A 9,478-nucleotide genomic window follows, 5' to 3' on the forward strand; every position below is an offset into this window, starting at 1 on the left:
GGCGGGGCGCGGATTCCTGTGATCCGCGCCCCATCGTCGTTTCCGGGCCTTTCACGGCCCCGGCCCTCCGGGTAAGGTTAGGTTAACCTAATGGATCTCGGCGGGAGGTGAGTCGCGTGTACGTCTGCTCATGCTTCGGTGTCACGGAGAAGCAGGTCAAGGCCCACGCGGACGCGGGTGCCTGCACGCCCCGCCAGATCGCCTCCGCCTGCAAGGCCGGCACGGACTGCGGTTCCTGCGTCCGCCGCATCCAGGCCATCCTCGGACGCGGCGACTGCTCCCGCCGCGCGCTCGCGGACCGGGGCGCCCCCGCGTCGGCGGCCGCGGCCGCCGCGCCCGTCGCCGGATTCGGGGAAGCCGCCTAGGGCGGAAGGCCCGGCCCGGAGGACCGTCCGGTTCGGAAGCGTCTAGCTCGGCTGCTCGATCAGCGTCGAGATGTACAGCGCCTCGCCCAGGGACTCGATCAGTTCGAGCTGCGTGTCCAGGTAGTCGATGTGGTGCTCCTCGTCCGCGAGGATCTCCTCGAAGAGGTTGGCGGACGTGACGTCGCCCTTGGCGCGCATGACCTCGATCCCGCGCCGGAGGCGGTCGATCGCCTCCACCTCGACCTGCCGGTCCGCCTGGAACATCTCGGTGACGGTCTGGCCGACCCGTACGTGGAAGAGCCGCTGGTAGTTGGGCAGGCCGTCGAGCATCAGGATGCGCTCGGTCAGCCTGTCCGCGTGCTTCATCTCGTCGATGGACTCTTCGCGGGTGTACTTGGCGAGCTTCGTCCACCCCTTGTTGTCCTGGATGCGGTAGTGCAGCCAGTACTGGTTGACGGCGGTGAGCTCACCGGTCAGCTGCTCGTTCAGGAACTCGAGGACCTCGGGGTCGCCCTGCATCGCAAAGGCTCCTTCCACTTCCACGCTGTGTGTCTACGCCATGACTGGGCAGGATGGCCGCATCCTCGCACCCGGGATGGGGGGCGTCCAGTAAGTGCAGGCTTAGTGGGAGTTGTCCCCGTGGCGGCGCCGGAGAGGTCACCTGGTCGCGACCACCCCTTGCGGTCTGTCACCATGGACGACATGGGTCAGCCGGAGAGCGGAGCACACCGGGAAGAGGGTCGGCCGGATCGTACGCCGGACCTCCCGGCGGATCTTCCGCCGGGGCAGCGGCTCCAGCGCGGCTGGCCGGTCACGCACTACGGCCCCGTACCCAAGTTCAAGCCGGACCGCTGGGAGTTCCGGATCTTCGGCGCGACGGCCGACGGCGACAAGCGGTGCTGGAACCACGAGGAGTTCTCGGCCCTCCCGTTCTCCACGGTCGTGGCCGACCTGCACTGCGTCACCAAGTTCAGCATGATCGGCGCCGAGTGGGGCGGTGTCGCCGCCCGTACGCTCCTGGAGCTGGCCCCGCCCGCGCCCCGGGTCACCCATGTGATGGTCTGGGCCGAGTACGGCTACAGCGCCAACATGCGGCTCGCCGACTTCGCCGCGGAGGGCACGATCTTCGCCACCCACAAGGACGGGGAGCTGCTCACCGCCGAGCACGGCTTCCCGCTGCGGCTGGTCGTCCCGCACCTGTACGCCTGGAAGGGCCCGAAGTGGGTCCGGGGCGTCGAGTACATGACCGCCGACCGGCGGGGGTTCTGGGAGGAGCGCGGCTACCACAACCTCGGTGACCCGTGGCGGGAGCAGCGCTACTCGTACCAGGAGGAGCCCGGGGACGGCCCCGAGCTCTGACCGGGGCCGGACCGGGGCGTTCAGTGGTGGTACCGGTGGACCACCGCGTGGCCCTTGCCGCGGCCGATCATCCACTTGTTGACCGGTGTGGTGAGCACGAAGGCGGCGGCCAGGGCCAGCGCGAGGGCGATCCAGAAGAGCGGCTCGGAGAGGTGCGCGTCCATGGCGCCGGGCCAGAGGGCGATGACGCCGTTGTCGATGGCCTCCATGACGGCGATGGAGAGCGTGTCGGCGGCGAGGGCGACCCGGAAGGCCGTCCGGAAGTCGACGCCGGCGGACAGGATGCCGCGCAGCGTGAGCGCGTAGCCGAAGAAGAAGGCCAGGACGACGGCGAGGATCATCGTCGGCGTGTTGCCCCAGCCGAGCGCGGTCCCGACGACCATGCCGAGGACCTCGCCGATGGCGCAGCCGGTGAGGCAGTGCAGGGTCGCCTTGGCGGCGGCGGACCAGGTGACCCCGCCGGGGGAGCCGTGGTGCCCGTGGCCGTGCCCGGCGTGCCCGTGCTCGTGGCGGGAGTGTGCTTCGTGGCGCATGAGAGGCCCCCAACGTCAGGTGACGGTTCCCGTCGATACGGGAACCGTATACCCCCCAGGGGTATTCCTCAAGGGCGAAGCCCCTTCAGCAGGTCCACGTCCGCCCGGTGCTTCTCCTTGCCGCCGGGCGTCTCGATGACCAGCGGTACCCCCTCCGTCGCCGGGTGGCGCAGCAGCGCCCGGAAGGCGTCCTCACCGATGTGGCCGGAACCGATGTTCGCGTGCCGGTCCTTGTGGGCGCCCACGACGTCCTTCGAGTCGTTGGCGTGGATCAGTTTCAGCCGTCCTTCACCGACCGTCCCCACCAGCAGGTCGAGCGTCCGCGCCGCTTCCCGCGGGTCCACCAGGTCGTGCCCGGCCGCGAAGACGTGGCAGGTGTCCAGGCAGACGCCCAGCCGGGGGTGGTGGTCGAGCGCGTCGAAGTACGGGCCGAAGTCCCTGGTCCGCGAGCAGAGCGAGGCGCCCTGGCCGGCGGTCGACTCCAGGAGCAGGTCGGGATCGTCCGGCCGCGTCAGCTCGTCGAGCAGCGGCAGCAGCCGCTCCCGCACCTGGGCGAGCGCCACCTCGCGCGGGCGGCCCCCGGTCGCGGAGCCGGTGTGCACCACCACGCCCTTCGCGCCGATCTCCCGGGCCCGCCGCAGCGAGTGCCGCAGCGACTCCACCGACCTCTCCGCCGTGGCCTCGGTGTCCGAGCCGAAGTTGATCAGGTACGGGGCGTGGACCCAGGCCGAGATCGAGGCGTCCGCGCACTCGGCCCGGAACCGCTCGTCCTGGGCCGGGTTGCCGGCCGGGGTGGCCCAGCCGCGCGGATTGGCGACGAAGACCTGGACGGCCTCGGCGCCGAGGTCACGGGCGTAGGCGAGGCCGTTCCTGGCGAGGCCACCGGCCACCGGGACGTGACCGCCGACGGGATTGCGCATCGGTTCCTTACAGTCCCTTGATCGTGAGGGTGATCGTGGAGCCCTCGGGCGCGGTGGAGCCGCCCTCCACGGACTGGGCCGCGACCGTGTCGCCGAGGTAGGGGAAGGTCTTGTCCACCTTCACCTCGAAGCCCGCGTCCTCCAGGGCCGCCCGCGCGTCCGCCGTCGACTCGCCCGTGACGTCCGGGACCTCGACCTGCCGGGGCCCCTTGGAGACGGTGAGGGTGATGGTGTCGCCCTCGGCGGCGCGGCTGCCCCGCGCGAGGGACTGGGCGGCGACCGTGCCGGCGGCCTCGGGGGAGTGGACCCGTTCCGGGGCGACCCGGACGGTGAGCCCGGCCTCCTGGAGCGCGGCCGTGGCGTCGGGCACGGCGTCGCCGGTGACGTCGGGCACGTCGACGGGTGCCCCCTTGCTGACGACCAGGGCGACGGCCGAGTCCGGACTCCGCTCGGTGCCGGGCTCGGGATCGGAGCCGATCACGGACCCCCGGGCGACGGAGTCGCTGAACTCGCGGGTGACCACGCCCACGGCCAGCCCCTCCTTCTCCAGGGCGCGCTTCGCCTCCGCGAGGGGCCTGTCCCGCAGGCGGGGCACCTTCACGATCCGGGGGCCCCGGGAGAGGGTGAGGGTGACCGTGCCGTTGCCCCGCAGGCGCTCGCCGGGGGCGGGATCGGCGGCCATGACGGTGCCGCGCTCGTACACGTCGCTGAAGGCGCGTTCCGTCGTGCCGACCGTCAGGCCGGCGTCGGTGATGCGCTTCGACGCGACGGCCTCGGTCTGGCCGAGGACGGCCGGGACCCGGGTGAACTGGCCGGAATTGATGTACCAGACCCCGGCGCCCAGGCCGAGGGCGAGCAGGACGGCGGCGACGACGAGCAGCGGGCCGCGCGGGGGCCTGCGCCGGCCGGCCGCGGGGGCGGCCGGCACCCCGGGCACGGGCAGCCGGCTCGTGTGCGACACCTGCCGGTCGACGGCCCCCGCCGGTACGAGCGGGTCGGTCGCGCCGGTGTGCTCCCCGGCGGGCGGCACGGCGCGGGCGATCACGCTCGTGCGGTCCCCGGCGGTGTCCCGGTCGCCGGACAGGGCCCCCGGGGGCGTCGCGTCCAGCTGCTCCTCGCCGAGCGCGGCACGGGCCTCGAGGACCAGGCCGAGCAGGACGACGGCGTCGTGCGGGCGGGCTTCGGGGTCGCGGGACGCGGCGGCGGCGACCAGCCCGTCCAGCTCCGGGGCGAGCCCGGGGACGGCGGCCGAGGGCGCGGGCACGTCCGTGTTCAGGTGCTGGTGGAGGACCTGGGCGGGGGTCTCGCCGGAGTGGGGCTTGCCGCCGGTCAGCATCTCGTACAGGACGACGCCGCAGGCGTACACGTCGGCGCGGGTGTCGGCGGTGCCGTGCTCGATCTGCTCCGGCGCCAGGTAGGAGACCGTGCCGAGGACCGAGCCGGTGGTGGCGGTCGCCGAGCCCACGGCCCGCACGAGGCCGAAGTCCGCGACCTTCACCCGGCCGTCGTCCCCTATCAGGACGTTCTCCGGCTTCACGTCCCGGTGCACGAACCCGGCCCGGTGGGCGGCGCCGAGCGCGGCGAGCACCGGCTCCAGGATGTCGAGGGCGGCGCGGGGCGGGAGGGCGCCGCGCTCGCGCAGCACGTCGCGGAGGGTGCAGCCGGCGACGTACTCCATCGCCAGGTAGACGTACGCGCCCTCGGCGCCCTGGTCGAAGACGCCGACCACGTTGGGGTGGGCGAGCCGGGCGACGGACTTCGCCTCGCGGATGAACCGCTCGACGAAGGCGGCGTCCGCCGCCAGCTGCGGGTGCATCACCTTGAGCGCGAGGACGCGGTCGAGGCGGGTGTCGAGGGCCCGGTAGACCGTGGCCATCCCGCCGACGGCGATGCGCGCGTCGACGCGGTAGCGGCCGTCGAGCAGCCGCCCGACGAGGGGGTCCTGAAGGGTCGTGTCCACGGCGTCGAGTCTACGAGCCGCGGACGGGCGCCCCGCCCGGTCGTCCCGCACCGCAGCAGACCTGTGACGTGCGGCGGGGCGCCCGTCCTCAGAACGCCGGGCGCTCCGGGTCCAGGTGCGCGAGGCCCTCCGCCGGGGACGACGCCTCCGCGAAGTGGCGGCGCGGAATGCGGCCCGCCCGGTGGGCGAGCCGGCCCGCCTCGACCGCGTGCCGCATCGCCGAGGCCATGAGGACCGGCTCCCGCGCCCGGGTCACCGCCGACGCCAGCATGACCGCCGCGCACCCCAGCTCCATCGCGAGGGCCGCGTCCGACGCCGTGCCGGCCCCCGCGTCCAGGATCACCGGCACCCCGGCCCGCTCCGTGATCAGCCGGAAGTTGTGCGGGTTGCGGATGCCGAGCCCGGAGCCGATGGGGGAACCGAGCGGCATGATCGCCGCGCACCCCACGTCCTCCAGCTTCCGGGCGAGGACCGGGTCGTCGTTGGTGTACGGCAGGACGGTGAAGCCCTCGTCCACCAGGGTCTCCGCCGCGTTCAGGAGCTCCTCCCCGTCGGGCAGCAGGGTCCGCTCGTCGGCGACGACCTCCAGCTTGACCCAGTCGGTGCCGAGCGCCTCGCGGGCGAGCCGGGCGGTCAGGACGGCCTCCCCGGCCGTGAAGCAGCCCGCCGTGTTGGGCAGGACCCGGATGCCGAGCCGTTCCAGGACGGAGAGGACCGAGCCCCGCACGGTCGGGTCCAGGCGCCGCATGGCGACCGTGGTCAGCTCCGTGCCGCTGGCGACCAGGGAGCGCTCCAGGACGTCGAGGCTGGGCGCCCCGCCGGTTCCCATGATCAGGCGGGAGGAGAACTCCGCGCCGCCGAGGACGAACACGTCGTCGGACATCGCGCTCAGCCCCCCTGCACCGCGGTGAGGATCTCCACCCGGTCCCCGTCGCCCAGGGGCGTCGAGGCCCACTCGCCGCGCGGCACGACCGCCTCGTTGACGGCGGCGGCGACGCCCGAGCGGGCGGTGGTGAGGGTCGCGACGAGGGCGTCGAGGGAGACGGGGCCGGACAGTGCGCGCGGCTCCCCGTTCACGAACACGTTCACGCACGCGTTCGCGGACACGTCGGCGGGCCTGCGCGCGGGTACGTCGGCGGGCACGTTCATGCGGGCTGCTCCTGTCGTACGGGAGGGGCGGGGGAGAAGCGGCGGGGGGAGAAGGGGCGCGCCTCGTCCGGCAGCACGCCCGTGGTGAGCACGTCCGCCAGGACGTCGCCGGTGACCGGGGCGAGCAGCACCCCGTTGCGGTGGTGCCCGGTGGCCAGGTGCAGGCCGGGCAGGGCGCTGGGGCCCAGCAGCGGCGCGTTGTCCGGGGAGCCGGGGCGCAGCCCGGCCAGGGTCTCGGTGAGCGGCAGCTCGGTGATCCCGGGGACCAGCTCGTGGGCGTCGCGCAGCAGCTCGTACACCCCGCCCGCCGTCACGGTCGTGTCCCAGCCCAGCTCCTCGCTGGTGGCGCCGACGACCAGCTCGCCGTTCTCGCGGGGCACCAGGTAGACCTGGCTGCCGCGCACGACGGCCCGGACGGTCCGGGAGAGGAAGGGGGCGTACGCGGGCGGCACCCGCAGCCGCAGGACCTGCCCCTTCACGGGCCGTACGGGCGGCAGCACCTCCTCCGGCACCCCCGCGAGCCGTCCGCTGAGACTGCCCGCCGCGAGCACGGTCTGCCCGGCGGCCACCTCCTCGCCCCCGGCGAGGAGGGCGCCCCGCGCCCGGCCCCGCACCACCGTCAGGCGTTCCGCGAGGGCCCGGTGGAAGACCACCCCGGCCCGCTCGCAGGCGACGACGAGGGCGGCGGCGAGCCGGCGCGGGTCCACCTGGTGGTCGCCGTCGGCCCGGAGGCCGCCGCGCACCCCGGGCGCCAGCATCGGTTCGAGGCGGCGGCACTCGCGGCCGCTCAGCCACTCCGAGGCGAGTCCGCAGCGGGACTGGAGGGCGTGCAGTTCGCGCAGGTGCGCCCGGTCGTCGGCGTCGAGGGCGACGGCGAGGGTGCCGCAGGCGCGGTGGCCCACGTCGAGGCCGGTGGCCTCCTCCAGCTCGGCGACGAAGGCCGGGTAGCGCGCGGCGGAGGCGAGGTTGAGACCGAGCAGGGTCTCCTCGCCGTGGTGCAGCTCGGTGACGGCGGCGAGCATCCCGGCCGCGACCCGCGCGGCCCCGCCGCCCGGCTCGGGGTCGGCGACGGCGACGCGCAGTCCGCGCAGCGCGGCCCGCCAGGCCGTGACCAGGCCGATGACACCGCCCCCGACCACGAGGACGTCGGCCCCTCGGGCCTCGGAAGAACGCATGGGCGTCCAGCCCCTCCCTTCGCCGGCATGACCCGGATCAGGTTCGTACGGTCGGAGGCCGCCCAGCCTCCCTCTCAGTCCGGTGCGTCCGGACTCCCGCGAGTGCTTTACGCCCGCCAGACTAGCTTCCGCCCGGTCCCCGCCACGAGGGGGTCACCGCCACCCCTTGCCCTGACGCCCCGTCAGGTGCGTAAGGTGGACGGGTGAGCGAGCAGCAGCAGACCCAGCGGCAGGTCGTGGTCGTCGGCGCCGGAATGGCGGGCGTGCAGACCGCCGTCGCCCTGCGGGAACAGGGCTTCACCGGCCCCGTCACCCTCATCGGGGCCGAACCCCACCAGCCCTACGACCGGCCCCCGCTCTCCAAGGCGGTCCTCCTCGGAAAGGCCGAGGGCTCCGCCTTCGAGGTCGACTTCGAGGCGCTGGACGTCGAACTCCGGCTCGGCGTCGCCGTCACCGGACTGCGCGCCGCCGACCACGAGATCGACACCGGGGCCGGACCCGTCCCGTACGACACCCTGGTGATCGCCACCGGCGCCCACCCGGTCACCCTGCCCGGCTCCGAGGGCGTCCCCGGCGTCCACCTGCTCCGCACCCTGGACGACGCCGTGCGCCTCGGCGCCGTCCTGGAGCACCGCCGCCCCGTCGTGGTCGTCGGCGCCGGCTGGATCGGCGCCGAGTTCGCCACCGCCGCGCTCGGGGCCGGCTGCGCCGTCACCGTCCTGGAAGCCGCGGACCTGCCCCTCGCCGGCACCCTGCCCGCCGAGGTCGCCGCCCCCATGGCCGAGTGGTACGGCCGGAGCGGCGCCGAACTCCTCACCCGCGCACGCGTGGCGACCGTCGAACCCGGCCGCGTCGTCCTCGCCGACGGCCGCGAACTGCCCGCCGGGGCCGTCGTCGTCGGCATCGGCGCGCGTCCGGCCACCGACTGGCTCGCCGGCTCCGGCATCGCCCTCGGCCCGGACGGCGCCGTCGCCGCCGACGACCGGCTGCGCACCTCCCTGCCCGACGTGTACGCGGTGGGGGACTGCGCCTCCTTCCCCTCCGCCCGCTACGGCGAACGGCTCCTCGTCCACCACTGGGACAACGCCCTCCAGGGGCCCCGCGCGGTCGCCGCGGCGATCACGGGCGCCGGCACCGGACCGTACGACCCCGTGCCGTACTTCTGGTCCGAACAGTTCGGGCGCTTCGTCCAGTACGCCGGGCACCACGCGGGCGCGGACGAACCGCTGTGGCGCGGCGACCCGGCGGACGAGGCGTGGTCGGTGCTCTGGCTGCGCGCCGGGGTGCCGGTGGCGCTCCTCGCGGTCGGGCGCCCCCGCGACCTGGCCCAGGGCCGGAAGCTGATCGAGGCCGCCGTCCCGGTCGACCCGGCCCTGGCGGCCGACCCGTCCGTACCGCTGAAGGCGGCCGTCCGGGCGGCGTGAGGGACGCGTTCCGGCAGGTCCGGGGGCGTTCCCGTCCCCCTGAAGGCGGCAGTCCGGCGGACCCGACTACCGGCTGTCGGTCCGGGATGGCAGGCTTGTCCCGTGACCGAGATTGACGCAAAGATCGATGCTCTCGTCCCCGCCTGGCTCTACCTGCCCGACATCGCGGAGATGCTCGATGTCGAGGTGACGCGCGTGCGGCAGATGGTCAAGGAGGGCCAGCTCGTCGCCGTGCGCCGCGGAGAGAACAACGCACTTCAGGTGCCCGCCGCCTTCATCCAGGGCGACAAGATCGTCAAGGGCCTCGTCGGGACCCTGACGCTGCTGCGGGACGACGGCTTCACCGACGAGGAGATGCTGGAGTGGCTGTTCACTCCGGACGAGAGCCTGCCGGGCACGCCCGCGCAGGCCCTCGGCGAGAACCGCGGCACGGAGGTGAAGCGCCGCGCCCAGGCGCTCGCCGTCTGACGCGGACACCGAAGACACCACCAGCCGGGGGGGGGGGGGGGGGGGGGGGGGGGGGGGGGGGGCGCCGCCGCCCCCCCCCCCCCCCCCCCCCCCCCCCCCCCCCCCCCCCCCCCCCGCGCCCCCCC

11 protein-coding genes and 1 riboswitch are annotated in these 9,478 nt (G+C 74.6%); of the genes, 4 read left to right on the plus strand and 7 right to left on the minus strand.

The features are described from left to right. The first annotated feature begins 107 nt into the window (after positions 1-107). Positions 108-365: a bacterioferritin-associated ferredoxin gene (locus tag ACFYZY_RS21790; RefSeq protein ID WP_388696591.1), complete on the plus strand. Its 258-nt coding sequence runs from the start codon at positions 108-110 to the stop codon at positions 363-365. A 42-nt stretch (positions 366-407) separates the two neighbouring features. On the opposite strand, the gene bfr is transcribed toward ACFYZY_RS21790, so the two are convergent. Next, positions 408-884, minus strand: coding sequence for a bacterioferritin (gene bfr / locus ACFYZY_RS21795; protein WP_388696593.1), 477 nt, complete (start codon positions 882-884; stop codon positions 408-410). A 183-nt stretch (positions 885-1,067) separates the two neighbouring features. Between bfr and ACFYZY_RS21800 the strand changes: the two genes are divergently transcribed. After that, the gene (locus ACFYZY_RS21800) at positions 1,068-1,724 is read left to right on the plus strand and encodes a sulfite oxidase-like oxidoreductase (protein WP_388696595.1); all 657 of its coding nucleotides are present in this window, start codon (positions 1,068-1,070) and stop codon (positions 1,722-1,724) included. 20 nt (positions 1,725-1,744) lie between these two features. Here the strand turns inward: ACFYZY_RS21800 and ACFYZY_RS21805 are convergent, their stop codons facing one another. From ACFYZY_RS21805 to thiO, 6 genes are all read right to left on the minus strand, one after another. After that, positions 1,745-2,257, minus strand: a complete 513-nt coding sequence (locus tag ACFYZY_RS21805; protein WP_388696598.1) for a DUF4396 domain-containing protein — start codon at positions 2,255-2,257, stop codon at positions 1,745-1,747. A 68-nt stretch (positions 2,258-2,325) separates the two neighbouring features. Further along, positions 2,326-3,177 (minus strand): deoxyribonuclease IV, encoded by an 852-nt coding sequence (locus ACFYZY_RS21810; RefSeq protein WP_388696599.1) that lies wholly within the window; start codon positions 3,175-3,177, stop codon positions 2,326-2,328. Positions 3,178-3,184: 7 nt separating this feature from the next. Next, positions 3,185-5,137, minus strand: a complete 1,953-nt coding sequence (gene pknB, locus ACFYZY_RS21815) for a Stk1 family PASTA domain-containing Ser/Thr kinase (RefSeq protein WP_388696602.1) — start codon at positions 5,135-5,137, stop codon at positions 3,185-3,187. Positions 5,138-5,225: 88 nt separating this feature from the next. Then, positions 5,226-6,020, minus strand: coding sequence for a thiazole synthase (locus tag ACFYZY_RS21820; protein WP_388696603.1), 795 nt, complete (start codon positions 6,018-6,020; stop codon positions 5,226-5,228). Positions 6,021-6,025: 5 nt separating this feature from the next. Further along, entirely contained in the window at positions 6,026-6,286 is a 261-nt protein-coding gene (gene thiS / locus ACFYZY_RS21825; RefSeq protein ID WP_388696606.1) for a sulfur carrier protein ThiS, read from the minus strand. Then, the gene (gene thiO / locus ACFYZY_RS21830) at positions 6,283-7,461 is read right to left on the minus strand and encodes a glycine oxidase ThiO (RefSeq protein WP_388696609.1); all 1,179 of its coding nucleotides are present in this window, start codon (positions 7,459-7,461) and stop codon (positions 6,283-6,285) included. Before thiO ends, thiS begins: the two co-directional genes overlap by 4 nt. Beyond that, a riboswitch (TPP riboswitch) is annotated at positions 7,459-7,571 on the minus strand. It overlaps the preceding gene by 3 nt. Before the next feature lie 93 nt (positions 7,572-7,664). On the opposite strand from thiO, the gene ACFYZY_RS21835 reads away from it, so the two are divergent. Next, positions 7,665-8,885 carry an NAD(P)/FAD-dependent oxidoreductase gene (locus ACFYZY_RS21835; protein ID WP_388696612.1) on the plus strand — a complete coding sequence of 407 codons (1,221 nt, stop codon included), beginning with the start codon at positions 7,665-7,667 and terminating at the stop codon, positions 8,883-8,885. A gap of 102 nt (positions 8,886-8,987) precedes the next feature. Continuing rightward, entirely contained in the window at positions 8,988-9,353 is a 366-nt protein-coding gene (locus tag ACFYZY_RS21840; protein WP_388696615.1) for an Rv2175c family DNA-binding protein, read from the plus strand. The last annotated feature ends 125 nt before the right edge of the window (positions 9,354-9,478 follow it).

It is taken from the genome of Streptomyces sp. NPDC001744 (assembly GCF_042892575.1).
Taxonomy (GTDB): domain Bacteria; phylum Actinomycetota; class Actinomycetes; order Streptomycetales; family Streptomycetaceae; genus Streptomyces.